This is a genomic window from Sorangium sp. So ce327 (assembly GCF_051530205.1).
GTDB lineage: Bacteria > Myxococcota_A > Polyangia > Polyangiales > Polyangiaceae > Sorangium > Sorangium cellulosum_B.
This window is the reverse complement of the sequence record NZ_CP150330.1, coordinates 7,505,837-7,529,080: the sequence shown is the minus strand read 5'-3', so window position 1 is coordinate 7,529,080 and position 23,244 is coordinate 7,505,837. Positions and strand designations below refer to the sequence as shown.

Below are 23,244 nucleotides of genomic sequence, written 5' to 3'. Positions count from 1 at the left end.
GAAGGGACAGGTGCATGAGTCGCAGAAGGATCTCGGGGGTAGTCGCAGCGCTGGTGACACCGCTTTGCTGGGGGGCCACGGCCCTCGCGCAGGGCGACCCCGGAGCCGCTGCGCCGCTGCCAGACGGCGCGGCGCCTCAGGCCGTCGGTCCTGCGGCGGAGGACGCCGCGGGGCTCGACGAGCCGAGCCCGTCGCGCCCGCCGCCCGCGGGGAAAGGCGTGGTGTGGGGCGTCGTCACGGACACCGCCACGAAAGAGCCCTTGCTCGACGCCCAGGTGTCCGTCGTGGGGACGAAGCTCAAGGCGATCGCGGACCTCGACGGGCGGTATCGGCTGGAGCTCCCGCCGGGCACCCATCAGCTGCGGGTCTGGTACGAGGCGTACAAGCCGCAGCGCGTGCAGGACGTACGGGTGACCGCCGGGCAGGTGGTCCATGTCGATGTCGGCCTCGATCCCGATCGGCAGACAGAGGAGGTCATCGAGGTCGAGTTCGAGCCGGAGCGGGCGAGCGTCGCGGCGCAGCTGCTCATCCGGAAGAACGCGGCCCACGTGGGTGACGCCATCGGCGCGAAGGAGATCGCGAAGACACCCGATCGCAACGCCGCCGAGGCCGCGAAGCGTATCGTCGGCGCGACCGTTGTCGACAACAGGTACGTCTACGTCCGCGGCCTGGGCGAGCGCTACACGAACGCGCTCCTGAACGGCGCCCCCCTGCCGAGCCCCGAGCCCGACCGGCAGGCCGTCCCGCTCGACCTCTTTCCGTCGCTGATCCTCAGCGACATCACCGTCGTCAAGACGTTCACGCCCGATCTCCCCGGCGATTTCGTGGGCGGCTCGGTCCAGGTCAACACACGCGAGCTCCCGACCCAGTTCCTGTTCCAGGCATCGCTGTCGCTCGGGTTGAACAGCCAGGCGACGTTCCGCGATCGCCTGAGCTACGCCGGCTCGGGCACCGACTGGCTCGGGATCGACGGCGGCGCGCGCGCGCTTCCCGGCGAGATCCCCGACTACAAGGTGGTGCGGCTCGGCTCCAAGCCGGGCGGCGGCACCATCACGAGGGACGAGATGACGGCCTATGGGCGGGCGATCAACTCGTCGATGGTGACGACGCGGTCGTTCACCCCGCCGAACGGGAGCGGCAGCGTGGTCGTCGGCGACACCCTGAAGCTCGGCGGCGAGCAGCGCCTCGGTTATATCGCCACCCTGAGCTATGGCCGGAAGTTCGCTCCGCGCGCTGAAGAGCGCACCAGAACCTTCGAGCCCGATCCTCTGGGCGGTGAGCCCGCACCCAACGGCGACACCAGCACCGGGAGCATCCGTGATCAGGTGTCCTGGGGCTCGTTCGCCAGCGTCACCTACAACCCGGATCAGAACCACAAGGTGACGATCACCGGACTCCACAGCCGCTCGTCGGAGGATCTGGCCAGCGAGATCAGCGGGAACCCTACAGACGGCAGCAGCGCGTTTCGCGACACCCAGCAGCGGTTCATCTCCCGGGCCCTCACCTTGGGTCAGCTCCAGGGAGAGCACCGCATCGGCGCGCTGGACGGCGGCACCCTCGACTGGAAGGCGTCCATCTCCCACGCGTCCTCGGACGAGCCCGATACGAGGGAGACCGTCTACATCAGGGACGATGCGAGCGGGGCCTTCTCGTGGGACGAGGGCACGCTGAGCGGCGCCCACTTCTTCAGCGACATGACCGACGTGAACTACGGCGGGCAGCTCTCCTATACCCAGCCTCTCGTCCGTGGGGACACCCCGACCCGGGTGAAGCTGGGCGGTCTGTTCAACCTTCGAGAGCGCGAGTTCAACGCGCGCCGGTTCCGGTTCAAGCAGCGCCCGGGCTCGGACCCGACGATCCTGCGCCAGGAGCCGGGCCAGCTGTTCTCGGACGAGAACATGGGCACGGCGCTCGAGCTGGAGGAGATCACGCGCGAGACCGACTCCTACACGGCGAACAGCGATCTCTATGCAGGCTACGTGATGACCGACGCCGCCGTCACACGATGGCTCCGCGCGGTGCTCGGCGCCCGGATCGAGGCCTCCACGCTGTCGCTGAGGGCGTTCGACAGGTACTCCCCGGCAAGCCCGGAGATCAAGGAGGAGAGCGACAAGGTCGATATCTTGCCCGCGGCCAACGTCATCTTCAAGGCGAGCTCGATCTCGAACGTCAGGCTCGGCGTATCCAGGACGCTGGCCCGACCCCAGCTCCGCGAGCTCAGCCCGACCTTGTATCAGGAGGGATACAGCGGGATGGAGGCGAAAGGCAATCCGGACCTCGGGCGGACGAGCGTCGTGAACGCCGATCTCCGCTTCGAGGTCTTCCCGACGGCCGGCGAGGTGGCCGCGGTCAGCGTCTTTTACAAGCACTTCCAGGATCCGATCGAGGAGATCATCGTCCCGAACAGCGGCAGGGGCAGGCTCAGCTACGTGAACGGAGAAGCCGGTTATGTCGCCGGGGTCGAGCTCGAGCTCAGGAAGGGCCTGGGCTTCATCACCCCTCTCCTGAAGGAGGTCACGGCGCTCGGAAACCTCACGTTCGTGCAGTCGGAGGTGACGATCGATCCCGAGAACACCGAGGGAGGGGTCACCATCGAGAGCACCCCGACGCACCCGCTCCAGGGCCAGTCTCCCTTCGTCGTGAACCTGGGGCTCGATTACGCCAGAGAGTCGACCGGCACGAGCGCCCGGCTCCTCTACAACGTGTTCGGCGCCCGGCTCAAGCGGGTGGGTCGCAACGGGCTGGCGGACGAGTACGAGCAGCCGCGGCACCAGATTGACCTGACCGTGGCCCAGCGCCTCGGCGAGCACGTCGAGGTGAAGCTGGCCGGCGAGAACCTCCTCAATGCGCCCGTCCGCGTCACCAGGGGGAGCGACGGTGATGAGGACAAGATCGCCAGCCAGTACAGCGTCGGGACGACTGTGACGTTGAGCGCCGCCCTCACCTACTGAGCAGCTGCCATTGAATCGTCACGCGGCGCTCGTCACGAGTTTTCCTACACACGCCATGTTGGGGGAGGAGGTAGAATAAATTGCGTACATTCAAATTGGGCTTGGTTTGCGCCTCGGCGCTCTCCGTCGCGGCGTTTGCCGCGTGCGGCGATGACGACTCGATCTCCCCGACCTCGACAAGCACCTCGTCCGCGAGCAGCTCCGCCAGCGGCGGTGACGGTGGCGGTGGCGGCGAGGGCGGCGGTGGCGACGGCGGCGGTGGTGGCGACGTCATCGCCGATTGCTCCTCCCCGGTGGAGGTCAGCGAGGCGATCACCGCCAGCACGAGGTGGACCGCCGACACGTGCTACCTCATGAAGGGGATCATCTTCGTCGAGCGCGGCGCCACCCTGACCATCGAGCCCGGCACGAAGATCATGGGCGAGAAGGTGAGCCTCGCCACGCTCGTCGTGAAGCCCGGCGCCAAGATCAACGCCAAGGGCACCGCGAGCAAGCCCATCGTGTTCACGAGCCAGGGCGAGGAGGGCGATCGCGCCGCCGGCGACTGGGGCGGCGTCATCCTGCTCGGCGAGGCGCCCGTCAACGTCGAAGGCGGCAAGGCCAGCGTCGAGGGCATCACCGGCGAAGGCACGGAGTACGGCGGCGACAAGCCCGCGGACAACAGCGGTGTCCTCGAGTACGTGCGCATCGAGTACAGCGGGATCCTCCTCTCCCAGGACAACGAGGTCAACGGCCTCACCTTCGCCGGCGTGGGCTCCGGGACGACCGTCGATCACGTGATGGTGCACCACACGCTCGACGATTGCTTCGAGTTCTTCGGCGGCACCGTCAACGCGAAGCACCTCATCTGCGCGCAGAACGGCGACGACGGCTTCGACTTCGACCTCGGCTACACCGGCAAGCTCCAGTTCCTCGCGCTCCAGCAGGACCCGTCCGTCGCCGACGAGACGAACGGCTTCGAGGGCGACAACGACGCCGACTCGTCGGCCAACACGCCCCTCAGCGAGCCGACGATCTACAACGCGACCCTGTGCGGCAAGAACAAGGAGGTCGACAAGCAACAGTACGGCATGCTGCTCCGCCGCTCGACGAAGGCCCACATCTTCAACACCATCGTGACCGGCTTCGAGGCGGGGGTGGATCTCCGCAACGAGCTCACCGAGGTCGAGCTCGCGAGCTCGATCTTCTTCGGCAACATCGAGGCGAACATCGCCTACGAAGAGACCGACACCGAGGCGGCGACCGAGTCGAAGCTCGACGACGACGATGACGCTGGCACGGACGAGGTCGCGTGGTTCGAGGGCGAGGCGACCAACAGCGCCGAGGATCCCGGGCTCGCCGACTGCTTCGCCGCAACGCCTGACTTCCGGCCTGAGGCCACGCTCACCGAGAACGCGGCGACCCCGCCGGATGACGGCTTCTTCGACCCGGAGGCGAGCTACATCGGCGCCTTCAAGGCCGATGACACCTGGGCGACGGGCGCCTGGGTCTCGTTCGACGCGAACTGACGCGGCGCCGTCCGCGCCGGCCCTCCGCGATGCGGCGGGCGGACCGGATCCGTGGCGGGAGAAATGACGAAGGCCGGCTCTTCAGCCGGCCTTTATCGTCTCTGGCGTCACGACTCCGCCGCAGGCGCTCAGCGCACCCGCGGCGTAAACCCGGACACACTGCTGCGATGCTCGCTGCATACGCCTCGCGCGTCCGCGGTCTCCTTGAATGACACCCTTCCGCACACCTCGCAGATGCACAGGTGTGCGCGATAGAACTCCCGGTCGAGCAGGATGTCGGCGGCGAGCAAACTGAGCACAATGTCGCCGAGGAAGTCGATCTCGCGCGGCGAGGCGACCCAGACGGGACGGCCGCCGACCGCCGCCCGGCGGACCCTGCCCCCGTAGATCGCCGCGTTCAGGAATCGATCGTCGGCGACGGGCGCGATCAGCCCCCGGAGGGCCGTGATGACGCGCCCGCGGGCCTTGTGGATGAGCTCCTCGAGGTTGCTGCCGCCGTCGGCCCGGGGATCGAGCATGACGGGCGTCGCGCCGGGCTCGCGCACGATCTGGGGGCGCTTCATCAAGCCCGGGGTCACGAGGTGGTCCACGAACCATTCCTGGAGGTCCTTGGGCGTCCACTCGGACGCCGGCCACTCCAGGAACTCGAGAGCGCCGCGGAGTCCGCTGATGCTCTGGAGACCGGGGTGGGTGGGGAGGCTCGGCAGGGTGCGGGATGTGTGCAGACGCCGGGACGAGCGGCGGCTCGCCTCCTCGATGTTGCGGCCGGATCCCATGTTCACCTCGAGGGCAGACCCCCGGTCCCGATGGATGCGAGCTCTTGCAGAGGCCACCATGCCGAGGGAACAAGCACAACTTGTGCCGAACCTGGCGAACGGGGCGACCTGGATTTGCTGGGAGTTCTGCCCAGAGAGCCTTCGCATGCCGTTGGGATGGCCGGCCACTGGCCGGCCAGGTTCTTCAGCGGGTAAGATTGTGCCCGATGGACCACTCCACCGTCCGCGTCTCGGTTGCACCGGAGCCCTCGGTCGCCGAGCCTGTCCCCGGCATCGTCCTGATCTTCTCGGGGGATCAGCCGCGCTGCGCTCCCATCCCGCTGGATCGTGGCTCCGTGGTGGTGGGTCGCGGAGGCGTCGGCGGCGTGCCGCTCATGGACGACTCGCTCATGTCGCGGCGACACGCCCGCATCGCGTACGACGGCGGCGCCTGGACCGTGGAGGACCTCGGCAGCACCAACGGGACGTCGGTCAACGGCGAGCCGATCCGCGGCGAGGTGCGGAGGGACGCGATCCAGGTCGTCGGCGCGGGGACATCGGTGTTCCTCGCGCTCAGCGACATCCGGAGCTTCGCGCGCGGGGGCGTGCGCCTCGAAAAGGAGAGCGTCCTCGGGCCGAGGCTGCAGCTCATTTACGACACGATCATCCGCGCCGCGGCCGGGGGAGACAGCCTCCTCGTGACGGGCGAGAGCGGCACGGGCAAGGAGCTCGCGGCGCGCGCCTACCACGAGGCAGGGCCGCAGGCGCGCGGCCCATTCGTCGCCGTCAACTGCGCGGCCATTCCGGAGGGCCTGGCGGAGCGGCTCCTCTTCGGCGCCAGGCGCGGCGCCTACTCCGGCGCGACGCACGACACCGACGGCTATGTGCAGGCCGCCCACGGAGGCACGCTCTTCCTCGACGAGGTGGCGGAGCTCGACGCGGCCGTCCAGGCGAAGCTGCTGCGGACGATCGACACCCGGCAGGTCCTCGAGCTCGGCGCGGTCGCGCCTCGCCCGGTGCAGATCCGGATCTGCGCGGCGACACACGACCTCCGCGCCCGCGTCGCCCAGGGCCGCTTCCGGGATGATCTCTACTACCGTATCGGCCGGCCCGAGGTCCGGCTCCCGCCCCTCCGCGAGAGGACCGAGGAGATCCCGTGGCTGCTCGCTCAATGCGCGAAGGCGGTCGGCGCGGCCGCTCAAAGCGCGCCGCCGGCGATTCACCATTCGATGATCATCGCGTGCGCGATGCGCCGATGGCCGGGGAATCTGCGCGAGTTCGTCGGCGAGGCGCGGCGCGCCGTGACGCGCGCGCTCGACGAGAAGCGGCGCACGGTCGAGGCCAAGGATCTGGATCCGCTCGCCGGCGTCGGGCTGAGCCCGGAGTCGATCGAGCCGCAGGCCCGGCCGACGGCGAGCGATGTTCGACCGGCGCGCGCAGGACAGGCGCTGCCCGAAGATGAGATCGCCGAGGCGCTTCGCCTCGAGCGAGGCAATGTGTCTCGCGCGGCCACCAGGCTCGGAGTGCACAGGAATCGAATTCGACGCTGGCTCGAGAAGAATGGCGTCGATCGCTCCCACTTCGCCGAGGGAAGCGACCTGTCCGACAACGACTGAACCGCTGGCGCCCGCCGTCGCATGCACAGGTGCAGGAGTGCGTCAATGGTGCCGCAGCGTCGCTGGAGAGCGCTCGTCTTCCGGCTGCGTCGCGATGAGGAAGTCACTCCCGGCGTAGGCTGCTGAGCCCGAGGGGGCGGTCGTTCCATACATCACCTCCAGCAAACGCTCTGCTCCTTCCGAAGGCCTGAAGGCCGTCGCGGCGCTGTTTCTCCGGCGAAGAGGCGCGCGATCGTCGCAGGGTTGCCTCCATCCGGCGACGCAACGTGGGCTCGATCGACCGAACGCCCATGTATAGGGACTTTACAGAGCTGATTATGCGGGTTGTAATGTGGTGTGTAAGCCCCGTCCCCAGCGAGGTGCTGTCACGACCACGGTCAACTCAACGAGTCCGGCGCGTGCTCGCCAGGTCGGAGCCCACGATGCGCCCTGAAGAGACCACCGGTGAAGTGTGCCGTGGCCTGCGCGTCGCGCGCGGCCTGCGTCATCGAGGCGGCGCTCCTCGCGATCCGCGCGCGCCGGGGCCGGCGGGGCTTCCGCCTGCGGCGCGATCACGCGCGCCTCGCGGGACGCCTACGAGTGCCTACGTCTGTCGCCAGAAGACAGGCTCGGACGGCGCGCGGAACACGAGGACGGGGGCGCGACGCACAATGACGATCTTGGACTTGACCGGGCGGGCGGCTTCATCGATGTACAGAGAGTTGTCTGTCGGGTCTCCTTGCGAGCTCAGGCCCCGTCGCGTCACGGGCGGGCGCCGTGCTCCGCGGCCTTGCCGCGGGCGCCTGCCCCTTGCTCGCCGTCGGGCTCTCCCTCAGCGACATCTGCAAACATTGAAACCCCTGGCTCCTGCGAGGTGGTCGACGTCATGCGTTCTCGCCTGAAATCGGCTGCCCGCGGAGAGCCCAGCCAGGACGGCGGGCTGCCTGGTTGAACAGCCCTGGACACCATGAACGCGATCCGTAGACACGTATCGGCCGAAGAGGCGCCTCTTAGCCTACGAGCGCACATCGAGGGGCCCACCAGCTCGACAGCGTCCAGCCCAGGGCAGCAGCCGAGCTCGGGGACCCGCCAGACCCACTCGCGTCGCCGCCCGTTCCTGAGCCGCCTCCTCGCGGCGGGCGAGGCGATCGACGCGGGGGACAGCGAGCGCGCGAGGGCCCTCATCGAGGGCATCCTGCGGGCCGAGCCCGATACGGGGGACGCGTCCGAGCGCATTTCTGGCGTGTTTGGCCGGGCGCTGCTCGCCCGCCTGGACGGAGATCGCTCCGGCGACGGGAATCTGTACCTGCGCAGCGCCGGGCCGCGGGACATGCTCGCGGCGTTTCAGCTGCTCGTGCACGCGACGCCGCTCATCCGGTTCGGCTACCTCAGCGCGAACGCGGCCATCGTCGAGGCGTTCCAGGACGAAGGGGAGATCCATGTCATCGACATCGGCGTTGGCGGCGGTACGCAGTGGCCATTCCTGCTACACCGGCTGGCGACGCGGCCCGGCGGCCCGCCGCGGGTCCGGCTGACCGGCATCGACCTGCCGTGCCGGGGCCCCGATCCCGAACAGCGGCTGCGCTGGGCGGGCGCGTTCATCGGGGGGTGGGCGGAGCGCCTGAAGGTCCCCTTCGAGTTCCACGGCGTCGCGTCCTCGGTGGAGCGCGTCGACTGGAGCCGTATCGCGTCCCGCTCCACGGCGCCCATTGCGGTCAATGCGGCGTTCGCATTGCACCACGTGCCGGATGCCTCGGTGCACGCCACCGCGAACCGCGACACGATCCTCACGAGGATCCGGGCGCTGTCGCCGCGCGTGCTGACGCTCGTCGAGCCGGATGTGGAGCACAACGCGCACCAGTTCCTCCCGCGGCTGTCGGAGGCGATCGGCCACTACTACGCGGTATTCCAGGCGCTCGAGGCGCTGCTCCCGCCGCACATCGCCGCGCGGGAGACCATCGAGCAGGTCTTCTTCGGGCAGGAGGTGATGAACGTGGTGGTGGGCGAGGGGGCCGCGCGGGTCGAGCGGCACGAGCGCCGGGGCGCCTGGCAGCGCCGCCTCCGCATGAACGGCTTCGAGCCGCTCCGCGTCTCGCCGCACGAGTCGCTGGTCCGCGGAGCGCTCCGCCTGAGCCAGGGGTTCGACGTCCGGAGCGACGAGCCCGCGCTCCTGCTCATGCGCAACGGCGTGTCCATCGTGGCCGCGTCGGCGTGGCGTCCGCGGCAGCTCCCGCCGCCATCGCGGTTCATGTCCGGCCTGTTCCGCCGCTAGGAGCGCCGCACAGCGCAGGTGATCCCATAACGCACGAATCTGCGCCCCTCTTTCAACGACCGCTTCCCTGTCCGGATCACATCCGGACGCGAGCGGCCCCTCGCCCTCAGCGCCTCAGGAGGACGAATGCCACCCAGAGCACCAGCGCGCCGAGCGCGAGGCACGCGAGGGGGATCCACAGGGCGCGGCGCTTGTGCATTGCGGCTTCCCGGAGGTGGCGCCGGTACCCCGGCGTGTGACCGCCCTCGGCCGCGGACGGGGGGTCGTGGAAGGGAAGAGGGCTCAGCCCTTCGCGCCTGACGAGCTCGAACAGCACCGAGCCGCGCGCCTGGGCCCGTGCGAGCTGCCCCAGCAGCTCACGGCGACAATGAAGGCAAAACGTCGACGCATCCTCTTCGATGCCGACGAGGTCGAGCTCCCGTAGCCGCTGCTGCTCCCAGCTCTCCCTGGCTCGCCTGGCCTCGTTGTGCGCGTCCTCTCGGCGGTCGTCGTGGTGTGGGCTGTCCGTCGCGCTCATCGCAGCTCCTGATCGGGGGCGCGGCCTGCGGCCCCCCTAGAAGGATCTATTCCGGCCAGCCGCGAGAAATTCTCACGCAATGCGCCTGGCGAACATGCCGCGCTGGCCGCAGGCCACCCGGACGAGCTGACAGCCAGCGCGCCGAGCTCAGCGGGTGACGAGCACCTTGAGAGCGCCGGGCGCTGCGGCGGCCGCGAGCGCCTCTGCGGCGCGCTCCAGCGGGAGCCGCGCCGACACGAGGGAGCGGACATCGACGGTCCGGGCCTCGAGCGCGCGCAGCGCTGGCCCGAACAGCCCGCAGCGCGAGCCGACGACGGTGATCTCGTTGATGACGAGCTCGGCGAGGTGGACGCTGGAGAGCCCGGCCACCGTGCTCTTGAGCACGAGCGTGCCCCTGGGCCGGGTCGCGCGGACGGCCCTCACGAACCCCTCGGCGGTGCCGGTGGCCTCGACCACCAGCTCGGCCGGATCTCCGGCCCAGGCGCCCCGGGGCGGCGAGGCACCGGCGTCGGCCTGGCCCGAGGGCTCCGGGCGAACGAGCTCGGTCGCGATGCCCTGCGCGCGCAGCAGGGCGAGCTTCTCCTCGTGTTTGCCGACCGCGAGGACGCGGGCGCCAGCCTGGTGGAGCACCTGCGCGATGAGCAGGCCGAGCTTCCCGTCGCCGAACACGAGCGCCGACGCGCCCGGCGACACACGCACCTGCTCCAGGATCGCGAACGCCGCCGCGAGCGGCTCCGCGAACACCGCCTCCTCATCGTCGACCCCGTCGGCCACGGCGTGGAGGTTCGCCACGGGCACCGCGACGCGCTCCGCCAGCGCGCCGTCGGCGCCGACGATGCCCATGACGGTGCGCGTCGGGCAGTGCCTGCCCAGCCCGCGCGCGCAGCTCTCGCAGCGGCCGCACGCGAAGTTGATCTCGCCCACCACGCGGCGGCCAAGCCAGGCGGCCGGGCCCTCCACGACGTCGCCGACGAACTCGTGCCCGAGCGTGCCGCGGAAGCCCATGTAACCTTGGATGATCTCGAGATCCGTGTTGCAGATCCCGGCGCACCGCACCTCGACCACGGCCATGCCGGCCGTGGTCGAGGGGGGGTCGCGGTCGATGACGCGCGCGGCCGTTCCGTCCCAGACCAGCGCTCGCACGGTCGAGCTCTAGCCCGCCGCGAGCGCCAGCCGGCGCTTGGCCGGCTGCATCAGGTACGCGTCGACCGCGTCCGCGGCCTTGCGCCCCTCCGCGATGGCCCAGACGACGAGGCTCTGTCCGCGCGACATGTCGCCCGCGGCGAAGACGCCCTCCACGCTGGTGCGCCCGCCGTGGGCCTTCACGTTGCCGCGCTGGTCCATCTCGACGCCGAGCTGCTCGAGCAGCCCCTCGCGCTCGGAGCCGACGAAGCCCATCGCGAGCAGGACGAGCTCGCACGGGATCTCGAACTCGCTCCCCGGGACCGGCACGAACTTCCCACCTTCCAGCTTCACCCGTATCGCCTGGAGCGCGCGGACGTGCCCGTGCTCGTCCCCGAGGAACGCGGTGGTCGACACCGACCAGTCGCGCTCGCCGCCCTCCTCGTGCGAGGACGAGGTGCGGAGGATGAGCGGCCACGCGGGCCACGGGTTCGTCAGCGAGCGCTGCTCGGGGGGGCGGGGGAGGAGCTCGAGCTGCGTCACGTGCGCCGCGCGGTGGCGGTGGCTCGTGCCGAGGCAGTCGGAGCCGGTGTCGCCGCCGCCGATGACGACCACCCGCTTGTCCGTGGCGAAGATCGCCTCGCTGTCGGGGATCACGTCGCCGGCGACCCGCTTGTTCTGCTGGGTCAGGAAATCCATCGCGAAATGGACGCCCTTCAGCTCCCGGCCGGGCACCGGCAGGTCGCGCGGCCGGCGCGCCCCGCCGCACAGCACGACGGCGTCGTACTGCTCGCGCAGGGCGTCGCCGGTGATGTCGACGCCGCAGTGGACGCCCGTGCGGAACGTCACCCCCTCGGCCTGCATCTGCTCCATGCGCCGGTCGATGAGGTGCTTCTCCATCTTGAAGTCGGGGATGCCGTACCGGAGCAGGCCGCCGATGCGATCGTCGCGCTCGAAGAGCGTCACGTCGTGGCCCTTGCGCGCGAGCTGCTGGGCAGCAGCGAGCCCGGCGGGCCCCGAGCCGATCACCGCGACCTTCTTGCCCGTGCGCTGCTTCGCGATGACCGGCGCCACCAGGTTCCGGTCGAACGCGCGATCCGCGATCGCGCGCTCGACGTTCTTGATGGTGACCGGCTTGCTCTCGATGTTCAGAACGCACCCCGCCTCGCAAGGCGCGGGGCACACGCGCCCCGTGAACTCGGGGAAGTTGTTCGTCGCGTCGAGCGACGCGATCGCCTCGGGGAGGCGATCGCGGAACATGTGATCGTTCCAGTCGGGGATCAGGTTCCCGAGCGGACATCCGTCGTGACAGAACGGGATGCCGCAGTCCATGCACCGGGCTGCCTGATCGCGCAGCTCGGCGTCGGGGACCGGGAGCTCGAACTCCTGCCAGTCGTTCAAACGCTCGGAGACGGGCCGCTTCTTGATGTCGACCCGCTGGATCTCGAGGAAGCCTCGTACCTTACCCATGGGCGGCCGACCTCTCTCCCGTGCTCAGGGGACCCGCGTTGGCGGGGATGTAACGTCCAGTGGAAACATAGGGGGTGGAAGGAGAAAGGAGAGACACGAGCCTGTCGGACCCGTCCGCTCCGTTCGTCGCGGGCGACGCCGCGGCCTCCAGGGCGCGGCGGTACTCGCTCGGGACGACCTTCACGAACTTCGACAGCACAGCCTGCCAGGACTCGATCAGCTCGATCGCCTTCCGGCTGCCCGTGCGCCGCACGTGCTCCTCGAGCAGCGCCCGCACCGACTCGGCGTCGGCGGCGGTCATCGTCTCGAGCTGCACCATCTCCTTGTTGCAGCGCGCCTCGAAGAGCGCGTCCTCGTCGAAGACGTAGGCGAGCCCGCCGCTCATGCCGGCCCCGAAATTGCGGCCGGTGGTGCCCAGGATGATCACGGTGCCGCCCGTCATGTACTCGCAGCCGTGGTCGCCCACGCCCTCGACGACGGTCGTGGCCCCGCTGTTCCGGACCGCGAAGCGCTCGCCGGCGCGGCCGTTGAAGAACGCGCGGCCGTTCGTCGCGCCGTACAGCACGACGTTGCCCACGATGACCTGATCGTCCGGCCGGAACGGCGCCTCGCGCGGCGGCCGCACAGCGACAACGCCGCCCGAGAGGCCCTTGCCGACGTAGTCGTTCGCGTCGCCTTCGAGCTCGAGCGTCATGCCCCGCGAGGCGAAGGCGCCGAAGCTCTGGCCGGCGCTGCCGGCGCACTTGACCACGATGCTGTCCTCGGGGAGCCCGGCGCTGCCGTGGCGGCGCGCGATCTCGCCGCTCAGCATCGCGCCGAGCGTCCGATCCGAGTTCTTCACGCGGGTCTCGATGACGACGGGCGCCCCGCCGTCGATCGTCGCGCGCGCCTTCTCGATCAGCTTGAGGTCGAGCACCCGGTCGAGCTTGTGGTCCTGCAGCTCCACGCAGTGGGTCGGGCTCGTGAGCGCCTCCTTCGGGCGGTACAGCACCTCGGAGCAGTCGATCTTCCTCGCCTTCGGGTGGAGCCCGGCGCTCCGCTGCACGATGCAGTCGGAGCGCCCGACCATCTCGGTCAGCGTGCGGAAGCCCAGGCGCGCCATGATCTGCCGGAGCTCCTCCGCCACGTAGAAGAAGAAGTTGATGACGTGCTCCGGCGCGCCCGTGAACTTCTTGCGGAGCTCCGGGTCCTGCGTGGCGATGCCGACCGGGCAGGTGTTGAGGTGGCACTTGCGCATCATGATGCAGCCGGTCGCGACCAGCGGCGCGGTGGAGAAGCCGAACTCCTCGGCGCCGAGCAGCGCGGCGAACGCGACGTCGCGGCCCGTCATCAGCTTGCCGTCGGTCTGCACGATGGCGCGGCCGCGGAGCCCGTTCATCACGAGCACCTGGTGCGCCTCGGCGAGGCCGAGCTCCCACGCGACGCCCGCGTGGTGGATCGACGTGAGCGGGGAGGCGCCGGTGCCGCCCGAGTCGCCGCTGATCAGCACCACGTCGGCGTGCGCCTTCACGACGCCCGCGGCGATGGTGCCGACGCCCGCCTCGGCGACGAGCTTCACGCTGATGCGCGCCTTCGAGTTGATGTTCTTCAGGTCGAAGATGAGCTGCGCGAGATCCTCGATCGAGTAGATGTCGTGGTGCGGCGGCGGCGAGATCAGCGTCACGCCGGGCGTCGAGTGGCGCACCTTCGCGATCACCGCGTCGACCTTGTGGCCCGGGAGCTGGCCGCCCTCGCCGGGCTTGGCCCCCTGCGCCATCTTGATCTGCAGCTCGTCGGCGTTCACGAGGTACTCGGCCGTGACGCCGAACCGCGCCGAGGCGACCTGCTTCACCGCGCTCCGCTTCGAGTCGCCGTTCGGCAGCCGGAGGAAGCGCGCTGGGTCCTCGCCGCCCTCGCCGGTGTTCGACCGCGCGCCGATCCGGTTCATCGCGATCGCGAGCGTCTCGTGCGCCTCCTTCGAGATGCTCCCGAAGGACATGGCGCCCGTGGCGAAGCGCTTCACGATCGAGGCGGCGGGCTCGACCTCCTCGATCGGCACCGGCGGGCCCGCGGGCCTGAAGTCCCACAGCCCGCGGAGCGACATCGGGTGCTCCTGCTGCTCGTTGATGACGGAGGCGTACTCGGCGTAGCTCTTCGCGTCGTCGAGGCGGACCGCCCGCTGGAGCGAGGCGATCGACTGCGGCGTCCAGAGGTGCCGCTCGCCGGACACGCGGAAGTGGTGGTGGCCGCCGACGTCGAGGTGCGCGCGCGCCCGCTCGCCGTACGCCGCGTGGTGGCGCGCGAGCGCCTCCTCCGCGATCTCGCGCAGCCCGACGCCGCGGACGCGCGACGCCGTGCCGGTGAAGTACGCGTCGATGACGAGCTGATCGATGCCGATCGCCTCGAAGATCTGCGCGCCCTGGTAGCTGGAGAGCGCGCTGATCCCCATCTTCGACATGATCTTCAGGATGCCCTTCTTGAGCCCCTTCACGTACCGCGAGCCCGCCGCGGTCGGCGAGAGGTCGGCGCCGAGGGTCTTGTCGCGGCACATCGCCGCGATCGACTCGAACGCGAGGTACGGGTTCACCGCGCCGGCACCGTAGCCGATGAGCAGCGCCATGTGGCCGACCTCGCGCGCCTCGCCGGTCTCGACGATGATGCCCGCGCGCGTGCGCGCCCCCTCGTTGATGAGGTGGTGGTGCACGGCGCCCACAGCGAGCAGGCTCGGGATGGGGGCGAGCGTCTCGTCGATGCCGCGGTCGCTGAGGATGAGGATGCTCGCGCCGTCGGCGATCGCGCGGCTCGCGTCCTTGCAGAGCTTCGCGAGCGCGGCGCGCAGGTTGTCCTCCGGGTCGCCGTCGACCGGGAAGTACATGGGCAGCGTGGCCGCGCGGAAGTCGGGGAAGACGTTCTTCCGCAGCTTCGACAGGTCGTCCTGCGTGAGGATCGGGTGCGGCAGCTCGAGCATCCGGCACTGGCGGGGCGTCTCCTCGAGGAGGTTGCCCTCGCCGCCGACGCAGCTCACGAGCGACATCACGATCTCCTCGCGGAGCGGGTCGATCGGCGGGTTCGTGACCTGCGCGAACAGCTGCTTGAAGTAGCGGAAGAGCAGCTGGGGCTTCTCGGAGAGCACGGCGAGCGGGATGTCGATGCCCATCGAGCCCACCGGCTCCTCGCCGAGGGTGGCCATCGGCCCGAGGATCATCCGCAGGTCCTCCTCGGTGTAGCCGAACGCCTGCTGCAGGCCCCGGAGGTCCGCGTGCGGGATGGTGTAGAGGCTCGGCACGTCCTCGAGGGCGCGCAGATCGATCTTGTTCTCGGCGACCCACGCCGCGTAGGGCTTCTGCGTCGCGACGCGGCGCTTGATCTCGTCGTCGCTGACGACGCGACCCTCGGTCGTGTCGACGAGGAACATCTTGCCCGGCTGGAGGCGCCCCTTCTGGATCACGCGCGCCGGCTCGATGTCGAGGACGCCGAACTCGCTCGCGAGCACGACGAGCCCGTCGCTCGTCACGACGTACTTCGCGGGGCGCAGCCCGTTCCGGTCGAGCGTCGCGCCGATCAGCCGTCCGTCCGTGAAGCACAGCGCCGCGGGGCCGTCCCAGGGCTCGATCAGACAGCCGTGGTACTCGTAGAACGCCTTCTTCTCGGCCGACATGTCCGGGTCGAGCGCCCAGGCCTCGGGCACGAGCATCATCATCACGTGGGGCAGCGAGCGGCCGCTCGCGAGCAGGAAGTCGACCACGTTGTCGAGCGCGGACGAGTCGGAGCCGCCCGGGCGGATGATCGGCTTGAAGTCCTCGATCGCGTTCGCGAAGACATCGCTCTTCAGCAGCGCCTCGCGCGCCGACATCCACGCGGTGTTGCCGCGCACGGTGTTGATCTCGCCGTTGTGCGCGATGACCCGGTACGGGTGCGCGCGCTCCCACGTCGGGAAGGTGTTCGTGGAGAAGCGCGAGTGCACCATCGCGAGCCGCGACACGGTGCGCTTGTCGGACAGATCGGGGTAGAACGCCGCGACCTGCTCCGCGAGCATCAGGCCCTTGTAGACGACCGTCCGCGACGAGCACGACGTGATGTAGAAGTCGTCGGCGTTGGCGGCGCGGCCGGCGCGCTTGCGGATCGCATACAGGACCTGCTCGAAGGACTGGCGAGGCGCGACCCTGCCGATGAACAGCTGGCGGATCGCGGGGCGCGAGTCGCGCGCGATCGGGCCGAGCGCCGCGTCGTCGATGGGGACGTCACGCCAGCCGAGGACGCGCTGTCCGTGGTGCACGACCGCGGCCTCGAGGATCGCCTCGCACTGGCGGCGCCGCGACGGGAGCTGGGAGAAGAACGCCGTCGCGACGGCGTAGTCGCCGGGAGCAGGCAGCGCGATGCCAAGGGCGGCCAGGGACGTGGCGTACAGCTCGTGCGGGATCTGGAGGAGGACGCCCGCGCCATCGCCGGTGCAGGGGTCGCAGCCAGCGGCGCCGCGATGGGTTAGATTTTCGAGGATCTCGAGCGCTTGGCAGACGACCTCGTGCGTCGCTTCACGGCGGAGCGTGGCGACGAATCCGAGACCGCATGCGTCGTGTTCGAAAGCCGGATCGTAAAGACCTTGTCGTTGGGGCAGAGGCATGGTGCTGACTTCACACGCGCGTAGCACAGGTGGCACAAGGATTGGAGCCCTAGTTTAATGCGGCGCGCCAGGAGCCGCGGAACCGGGCGCAAAATGGGGAAGGGGTGTCGCCTTGCCCCGGGGGCCGCCGCGCTCGGCGGCGGCGCTCGGCAGTGGACGCCCGTCGTCGGCCGTGGTCTGGGTGGGGGGCGGCCGGCTCGCCGGTCCGGCCCCTGGCGGCGCGGTATTCGGATGAAGCTCTTCGCACTCAGCGATCTCCACGTCGGGTATGCGGAGAACCGGTGGGCCATCGAGCGCATCACGCCGCGGCCGAGCGACTGGCTCATCCTCGCGGGGGATCTCGGGGAGACGGAGCAGCACCTCATCTACGTCCTCGAGACCCTGGGTCCGCGGTTCAAGCGGCTCGTGTGGGCGCCGGGCAACCACGAGCTCTATACGATGCCGAGTGAGCGCGGCGGTCCGCGCGGCCAGGCCCGGTACGAGCGGCTGGTCGAGCTGTGTCGGAGCCGCGGCGTGCTCACGCCGGAAGACCCCTACGTGCTCTGGGACGGCGAGGGCGGACCGCACGTGCTGGCGCCGATGTTCCTGCTCTACGACTACAGCTTCCGGCCGGACGGCGTGCCCGAGCGCGACGCGGTGGCGTGGGCCATGGAGAGCGGCGTCCTCTGCAGCGACGAGGAGCTGCTCGACCCGGCCCCCTACGCGAGCCGGCCCGCGTGGTGCCGGGCCCGCCTCGCCGCGACGGAGGCCCGCCTCGGCGCGATCGAGGGGCGCCCCACGGTGCTCATCAACCACTTCCCGCTGCGCGAAGAGCTCGTGCGGCTGCGGCACATCCCGCGTTTCTCGATCTGGTGCGGGACGCGGCGCACGCACGACTGGCACACGCGGTTCCGCGCGCGGGTGGTCGTGTCAGGGCACCTCCACATCCCCCGCACCGACTGGATCGACGGTGTTCGTTTCGAGGAGGTGTCGTTCGGATATCCGCGCCAGCGGCCCGTCGAGCGCAGCGCCGACAGCTGCCTTCGGGAGATCCTGCCGGGCCCTGCAGGCGCGGCGCCGCCGAGGATGTAGATGCTCACGATCGGCCCCGGCGCCGCGCACCTCTGGTACGTCTTCTGCGACTCGGCTCGCGACGAGGCGTTGCTCGAGGCGTACCACCGGCTGATGACGCCTGACGAGGCGGCGCAGCAGGCGCGCTTCCTGTTCGCCGAGAACCGGCACGAGTACCTGCTCACCCGCGCCCTCGTGCGCACGGTCCTCTCGAAGTACGCGAACGTCGCGCCCGAGGCGTGGTCGTTCGTCCGGAACGAGTTTGGCCGCCCGCAGATCGCCGGACCTCCGGGGGTGCCGCCGATCCGGTTCAACCTGTCGAACACGCGGGGGCTGATCGCCTGCCTGGTCGCGCTGGATCGCGACGTGGGCGTCGACGTCGAGGACACCGAGCGCGCGAGCAGCGCGGTGGACATCGCCGATCGCTTCTTCTCGCCGGGCGAGGTGACGGCGCTGCGCGCGCTGCCGCCGGAGAGGCAGCGCGCGCGCTTCTTCGAGTACTGGACGCTCAAGGAATCGTACATCAAGGCGCGCGGGATGGGGCTCGCGATCCCGCTCGATCAGTTCTCGTTCCACCTGGACGATGGACCGGCGATCGGCATCTCGTTCGATCCGCGGCTCGGCGACGACCGCTCGGCCTGGCAGTTCGCGCTCTACCAGCCCTCGGCGCGGCATACGATGGCCGCCGCGATCCGCAGCGGGGGCGGACCCCCGCTGTCGATCGAGCTGCGGGAGACGGTGCCGCTGCGCGACGGCGGATGAGCGACGGCTGGGGCCGCCCGCGCGCGGCGCGCGAGGTCAGTCAGGCCGCGCGATCGAGAGCTCGACGTTGCGCCACGAGGGCTCTCCGCGGCCGTCGTCGCCGAAGCCGGAGGTGACGTCCACGACGGCCCGGCGGCGCCCTTCGGCGGCGATCGGGTCGTCGTCGACGGCGTAGTCGAGGGCGGCGCCCCGGATGGCGACGAAGCCGTTGTCCTCGTCCCAGATCTCGATGACGCGGACCTGATGGGGGTAGTCGGCGAGCGCGGAGGTCTCGAGCTCCCAGTACGCGTGCCCGCCGGCCGGAGAGACCCGGGTCACCCGGTGCACATGGGTGTGTCCGGCGAGGTGGAGCAGGACGTTGTCGTAGCCGCCGACGAGCGACTGCCACGCATCGACGTCGATCGCGCCGGGCACGGCGGGGGTGCCCGTCGCGGCGAAGGAGCCGTCCCCGAGCGAGCGCGACGCGTGGTGGGACGTGAGGATGACCCACCTGCGCTCGCGCTTCGCCCGGTCGAGCGCGGGACGGATGAACCGATCGACGTCGTCCTGGAGGATCACGCCGTTCGGCCCGCCCGTCTCGGCGGCCGTATCGAGCACGATGACGCGAAGGGGGGTGTCCTTCATGTCGAACTCGTAGAACGCTTTGCCGTACGCGCGCTCGTCGGGCCCGATCCCGTGCCCGTCGCCGGTCGCCGCGACCCGATCGAGCAGCGCGGGGCCGCTCAGCAGCGTTCTCCTCGGGTCGGGGACGACCTCGCCCGTGATCACCGGCGCGCCGGGGAGGGACCAGTCGCGCGTCCCGCCGTCCGACCAGCTCCCCGTCGCGAGCTCGGCGCGCGTGTGCACCGGGAAGTTCCCCTGGTGCAGGACATCGTGGTTGCCGGTCACCCATCGCCAGGGAACGAGCAGCCCCTCGGCGAAGAACGGATCCTTGGGATCGTTGTCGGGGCCTGGCACGGGGTCGTCGTCAGCGCCCGAGTCGCACTCGACGCGCTCGGCGCCGTCGAGGATGGCCGAGAACCACGCGATCTCGTTCGTCTGCGCGCTGTCGGCGTTGTCGCCGCCGAGCAGGACGAAGTCGATCGGCGCGCTGCGATGGAGCGCGTTGATCGTGCGGACGGCGGCGTTGAGGATCCGGCACTCGTGGCCTTCCTGCGGGCGGAACGCCGACGCGAACACGCCGGGCGAGTCGAAGATCGCCAGCCGAGCGGGCGACTCGTCGTCCGCGAGCTGGGTGTCGGCGAGGTGGACGAACCTCGTCAGGAGCGTCGGCCGCTCGCCGCGCGGCGGTGGAGGGGTGTCGTCGAGCGTCGCCGGAGCGAGCGGCTGCCCCGGCCCGCCCTCGAGCTCGCCGTAGCCCTCCGCGAGCATCTGCTCGATCTCCGCCGGGACAGCGGGGTTCCTGTCCGGTGGATCGGCCACCGCGGCGCGCGGCGCCCAGGTGCGAGCGGTCGTCAGCGACGGCGCGCCGCGGAGCGCTGGCAGCGGTACCGGCGCAGGAGCGATGGACTCCTCCCCGGCACACGCCGCGAGCGCAAGGGACGCAAGGAAGAAGCACGCCGCGGGGCGACCTGGGCGCGCTCGCGCGATCCGCCGCCGACCGAGCTCCCATGTTGTGATGCCCACCGCTCGTGTCTGGCTCATCGCTTCCTTACATGACAACACCACAGCGTCTGATCAAGAAATGTTCACTCGGGCGGTAGCGCTGCCGTTGGGGGCCGGCGCCGACCGAGGAAGAGAGAGCGCAGAACGCGCGTAGTGCGTCCCACATCGCGCAGCGCGGCGGCGGACGTCGGCGGAGCGTCACGTCGAGGCGCACGAGCGGGCCGAGCCATGGTAGGGCGGAGCCGCGGCCGGCGCGCCGGCGGCTGCTAGGATGCGGCGCGTCCGAGCCAGAGGCGCTCGTCCCGAGGTCATCTATGGTCATTTCGCGATTCCTGGGTTGCGCGCTCGCGGCGGCGATGCTGGTGAGCTGCAGCGATCCCGAGCCCATCATCGAATACCGCTACAGGGCCTACGAAGGCGACGCGTATCCGGACCGACTCCCCGAGATCACGATTCCGGAGGGCGGGATGGGGTTGGTGAGCGATAGCCTCTCCGATACGATCTCTCTTGTCTCGCTCGCGACCGGGGAGCGGTTCGGCGTCCACCCCGTGGGCCGCGATCCCGTGACGATCGACGGGCCTCACCATGTGGCCGTGGACGCCGAGGGGGGCGCCGTCTACGTCGCGCTGTCGTACCCTGACATCGCCGGCGCGATCGGCCCCCACGCGGTGCACGGCGGGAGCGTGGTGGCGGGCTACGTCCAGAAGCTCGCGCTCGACGATCTGCGCATCCTCGGGCAGGTGCGCGTCGAGGCCAACCCGGGTGATATCGTGATCTCGGAGGACGGCAAGCGCGTGGTCGTCTCTCATTTCGATCTGAAACGCGTGCTCGACAACCCAGGCGACGTCGAGGCGGCGCGCTCGTCCCTCGCGGTGATCGATCCCGAGGAGGTCGTGCTCTCGGGATCGCCCGATCCGGTGTTCATCCCGGTCTGCATGGCCGCCCACGGAATCGCCCTCTCGCGCCCGGACGGCGCCCGCGCCTACGTCGCTTGTTACGGCGAGGACGTGCTCGCGATCGTCGACCTGACGGACCCTTCCGCCGAGGTGAAGCGCGTGCCTGTGGGGTCTACCTCCAGCCCGTCGCCCCATGCCAACAACTACGGACCCTACGCGGCCGTCATGTCGCCCGATGGAAAGACCATCGCCGTGAGCAGCACGGAGAGCAGGGACGTGCGCTTCTTCGATGTCGCGTCGGAGACGTTCGACGATTCCCGGAAGATCCTCACGATCGGCGCGCCCTACTTCCCCGCATGGACCCCCGACGGGAGCGCCATCTATGTGCCGACCCAGGTGCCCGACACCATCGTGCGGATCGGCGTGACCCCGGACGACGACGGCGTCGTCACCCGAAATATCGCCGATGAATGCATGCGGCCACACCTCGCGCAGCTCGACGAGGCGCACGGGCTCTTCGTCGTCTGCGAGGGCGACAGGAGCGCGACGCCCGGCAGGGTGCTCCGGCTCGATCCAGAGACGCTGGAGACGCTCAGCGACACGGAGGTGGGCCTCTATCCCGACGGGCTCGTGCGCGTCGCGCCGGAGGCGCCGTGAGGGCGCCCTGCGGTCTTGCGGCCGCGCTCGCGTGCGCGGCGCTCCTCTGTGGCTGTCCGGGTGATCCCGAGACGAAGGTCGTCGACGCGACGGCCGTCGACCACGGCGCGGCGCTCTTCCGGGACCCGTCGATCGCGGAGACGCGCTTCAATCGCTATTCCTGCTCGACGTGCCATGAAGCTGTCGCCGGCGACGCGGGCGACGCCATGCTGCCGGGCGCCCCGCTGGCCGGCGCCGTCGAGCGCCCGCATTACTGGGGCGGGCAAGAGGTCGAGCTCCTCGGCGCGATCAACCATTGTCTCTATTACTTCATGACGAAGGACCTGCCCTGGACGGCGGACGACGACGCCGCGCAGGCCATCTATGCCTACCTGGAGTCGCTGCCCAGCGATGAAGGCGCGGCCGAGGCCGTCCCCTTCACGCCGGTCTACGAGCTGAGCCAGATCCCGGCCGGCGACGCGGCCGCGGGCGGGCGCATCCACGAGCGCGCCTGCGCCTCGTGTCACGGGCGCGCCCATTCGGGGGACGGCCGGCTCGTGGCGCGGGCGCCGGCGCTGCCCGACCAGACGCTGAAGGAGCACCCGCTCGGCGAGTACACGGAGGCCGACCGGCGGCTTGTCTTCATCGAGAAGGTCCGGCACGGCGGGTTCGTCGGCTACGGCGGGCAGATGCCGCCGTTCTCCCGCGAGGTCCTCTCCGATGAGGAGCTCGGCGATCTGCTCTCGTTCTACGGGCTGCCCTGGCCTCCGTGAAGCGCGCCGAGAAAGCCGCGAGGATCGCCGAGATCCTCGACCGATTGTACCCGGCCCCGCCCATTCCGCTGGCCCACGACGATCCCTATTCGCTGCTCGTCGCGGTGATGCTCAGCGCCCAGACGACGGACAAGATGGTCAACGCGGTGATGCCGGCGCTCCTCGCGCGCGCCCGGACGCCCGCGGCCATGGCGGCAGTGCCCACCGAGGAGATCGCCCAGCTCATCCGGAGGATCGGTTTCGCGCCCACCAAGGCGCGGCACCTGAAGGCGCTGAGCGAGCGGATCGCGACCGAGCACGGCGGCGTCGTCCCCGCCTCGTTCGAGGCCCTCGAGGCCCTGCCGGGGGTCGGTCACAAGACGGCCTCGGTGGTCATGGCACAGGCCTTCGGTCACCCCGCCTTCCCGGTCGATACCCACATTCACCGGCTCGCGTTCCGCTGGGGGCTGTCGTCCGGAAGGGACGTCGTCGAGACGGAGCGCGACCTGAAGCGCACGTTCCCACCCGAGCAGTGGAGCAAGCTCCACCTTCAGCTCATCTACTTCGGCCGCGAGCACTGCCCGGCGCTGCGCCACGACATGACCGGCTGCCCCATCTGCAGCTGGGCCGCCCGTCGACGCTGATCGCGGCGCCCGGCGGCCGCCGAAGACGGGGGCGGGTACAACGCCGCAGCGCGGCTGGCAGGCTATCGAGGCGGCGCGTTTCCGTCAAGCTGGGTGCAACGTCCCGGCG

At 70.3% G+C, this 23,244-nt stretch carries 15 protein-coding genes; 9 read left to right on the top strand and 6 right to left on the bottom strand.

Annotated elements, in window-relative coordinates; translation table 11 throughout:
- Positions 1-14: 14 nt before the first annotated feature.
- Together WME95_RS28190 and WME95_RS28185 are read left to right on the top strand one after the other, a co-directional pair.
- A complete protein-coding gene (locus tag WME95_RS28190) occupies positions 15-2,951 on the top strand; it encodes a carboxypeptidase regulatory-like domain-containing protein (RefSeq protein WP_437902450.1) in 2,937 nt (978 codons plus the stop codon).
- Positions 2,952-3,052: 101 nt separating this feature from the next.
- Positions 3,053-4,459, top strand: a complete 1,407-nt coding sequence (locus tag WME95_RS28185) for a hypothetical protein (protein WP_437902449.1) — start codon at positions 3,053-3,055, stop codon at positions 4,457-4,459.
- A gap of 128 nt (positions 4,460-4,587) precedes the next feature.
- Here WME95_RS28185 and WME95_RS28180 read toward each other — a convergent pair whose 3' ends face one another.
- A complete protein-coding gene (locus tag WME95_RS28180; protein ID WP_437292956.1) occupies positions 4,588-5,235 on the bottom strand; it encodes a hypothetical protein in 648 nt (215 codons plus the stop codon).
- Between the two features lie 206 nt (positions 5,236-5,441).
- Here WME95_RS28180 and WME95_RS28175 point away from each other — a divergent pair, with 206 nt between their 5' ends.
- Together WME95_RS28175 and WME95_RS28170 are read left to right on the top strand one after the other, a co-directional pair.
- On the top strand, positions 5,442-6,830 hold the full coding sequence (locus tag WME95_RS28175; RefSeq protein ID WP_437541562.1) for a sigma 54-interacting transcriptional regulator: 1,389 nt from the start codon (positions 5,442-5,444) through the stop codon (positions 6,828-6,830).
- 946 nt (positions 6,831-7,776) lie between these two features.
- Positions 7,777-9,081, top strand: coding sequence for a GRAS family protein (locus WME95_RS28170; RefSeq protein WP_437520963.1), 1,305 nt, complete (start codon positions 7,777-7,779; stop codon positions 9,079-9,081).
- 106 nt (positions 9,082-9,187) lie between these two features.
- Here WME95_RS28170 and WME95_RS28165 read toward each other — a convergent pair whose 3' ends face one another.
- The 4 genes from WME95_RS28165 to gltB form a co-directional block, all read right to left on the bottom strand.
- Entirely contained in the window at positions 9,188-9,598 is a 411-nt protein-coding gene (locus WME95_RS28165; protein WP_437902448.1) for a hypothetical protein, read from the bottom strand.
- A gap of 147 nt (positions 9,599-9,745) precedes the next feature.
- Positions 9,746-10,741: an MDR/zinc-dependent alcohol dehydrogenase-like family protein gene (locus tag WME95_RS28160; RefSeq protein WP_437902447.1), complete on the bottom strand. Its 996-nt coding sequence runs from the start codon at positions 10,739-10,741 to the stop codon at positions 9,746-9,748.
- A gap of 9 nt (positions 10,742-10,750) precedes the next feature.
- Positions 10,751-12,190, bottom strand: a complete 1,440-nt coding sequence (locus WME95_RS28155; RefSeq protein WP_437541555.1) for a glutamate synthase subunit beta — start codon at positions 12,188-12,190, stop codon at positions 10,751-10,753.
- On the bottom strand, positions 12,183-16,790 hold the full coding sequence (gene gltB / locus WME95_RS28150) for a glutamate synthase large subunit (protein WP_437902446.1): 4,608 nt from the start codon (positions 16,788-16,790) through the stop codon (positions 12,183-12,185). The genes WME95_RS28155 and gltB overlap by 8 nt, the downstream gene beginning before the upstream one ends.
- 231 nt (positions 16,791-17,021) lie before the next feature.
- Here gltB and WME95_RS28145 point away from each other — a divergent pair, with 231 nt between their 5' ends.
- Complete coding sequence (locus tag WME95_RS28145; protein WP_437902445.1) at positions 17,022-17,861, top strand: metallophosphoesterase family protein; 840 nt, start codon at positions 17,022-17,024, stop codon at positions 17,859-17,861.
- The gene (locus tag WME95_RS28140) at positions 17,862-18,602 is read left to right on the top strand and encodes a 4'-phosphopantetheinyl transferase family protein (protein WP_437902444.1); all 741 of its coding nucleotides are present in this window, start codon (positions 17,862-17,864) and stop codon (positions 18,600-18,602) included. It begins immediately after the preceding gene.
- Positions 18,603-18,638: 36 nt separating this feature from the next.
- Here the strand turns inward: WME95_RS28140 and WME95_RS28135 are convergent, their stop codons facing one another.
- Positions 18,639-20,246 (bottom strand): metallophosphoesterase, encoded by a 1,608-nt coding sequence (locus WME95_RS28135; RefSeq protein WP_437902443.1) that lies wholly within the window; start codon positions 20,244-20,246, stop codon positions 18,639-18,641.
- Positions 20,247-20,521: 275 nt separating this feature from the next.
- Here WME95_RS28135 and WME95_RS28130 point away from each other — a divergent pair, with 275 nt between their 5' ends.
- Genes WME95_RS28130 through WME95_RS28120 form a run of 3 tightly spaced genes read left to right on the top strand, consistent with a single transcriptional unit; the run spans position 20,522 to position 23,135 of the window.
- On the top strand, positions 20,522-21,760 hold the full coding sequence (locus tag WME95_RS28130; protein WP_437902442.1) for a YncE family protein: 1,239 nt from the start codon (positions 20,522-20,524) through the stop codon (positions 21,758-21,760).
- Positions 21,757-22,512 carry a c-type cytochrome gene (locus WME95_RS28125; protein WP_437541543.1) on the top strand — a complete coding sequence of 252 codons (756 nt, stop codon included), beginning with the start codon at positions 21,757-21,759 and terminating at the stop codon, positions 22,510-22,512. The genes WME95_RS28130 and WME95_RS28125 overlap by 4 nt, the downstream gene beginning before the upstream one ends.
- Positions 22,509-23,135 (top strand): endonuclease III domain-containing protein, encoded by a 627-nt coding sequence (locus WME95_RS28120; protein WP_437902441.1) that lies wholly within the window; start codon positions 22,509-22,511, stop codon positions 23,133-23,135. The genes WME95_RS28125 and WME95_RS28120 overlap by 4 nt, the downstream gene beginning before the upstream one ends.
- Positions 23,136-23,244 lie beyond the last annotated feature (109 nt).

Bases quoted from the DNA above. Each gene is read 5' to 3' on its own strand.
- WME95_RS28130 (WP_437902442.1), top strand. From the start codon at position 20,522: ATGGTCATTTCGCGATTCCTGGGTTGCGCGCTCGCGGCGGCGATGCTG.
- WME95_RS28180 (WP_437292956.1), bottom strand. From the start codon at position 5,235: ATGGGATCCGGCCGCAACATCGAGGAGGCGAGCCGCCGCTCGTCCCGG.
- WME95_RS28140 (WP_437902444.1), top strand. From the start codon at position 17,862: ATGCTCACGATCGGCCCCGGCGCCGCGCACCTCTGGTACGTCTTCTGC.
- WME95_RS28170 (WP_437520963.1), top strand. From the start codon at position 7,777: ATGAACGCGATCCGTAGACACGTATCGGCCGAAGAGGCGCCTCTTAGC.
- WME95_RS28155 (WP_437541555.1), bottom strand. From the start codon at position 12,190: ATGGGTAAGGTACGAGGCTTCCTCGAGATCCAGCGGGTCGACATCAAG.
- WME95_RS28190 (WP_437902450.1), top strand. From the start codon at position 15: ATGAGTCGCAGAAGGATCTCGGGGGTAGTCGCAGCGCTGGTGACACCG.
- WME95_RS28165 (WP_437902448.1), bottom strand. From the start codon at position 9,598: ATGAGCGCGACGGACAGCCCACACCACGACGACCGCCGAGAGGACGCG.
- gltB (WP_437902446.1), bottom strand. From the start codon at position 16,790: ATGCCTCTGCCCCAACGACAAGGTCTTTACGATCCGGCTTTCGAACAC.
- WME95_RS28135 (WP_437902443.1), bottom strand. From the start codon at position 20,246: ATGAGCCAGACACGAGCGGTGGGCATCACAACATGGGAGCTCGGTCGG.
- WME95_RS28145 (WP_437902445.1), top strand. From the start codon at position 17,022: ATGAAGCTCTTCGCACTCAGCGATCTCCACGTCGGGTATGCGGAGAAC.
- WME95_RS28175 (WP_437541562.1), top strand. From the start codon at position 5,442: ATGGACCACTCCACCGTCCGCGTCTCGGTTGCACCGGAGCCCTCGGTC.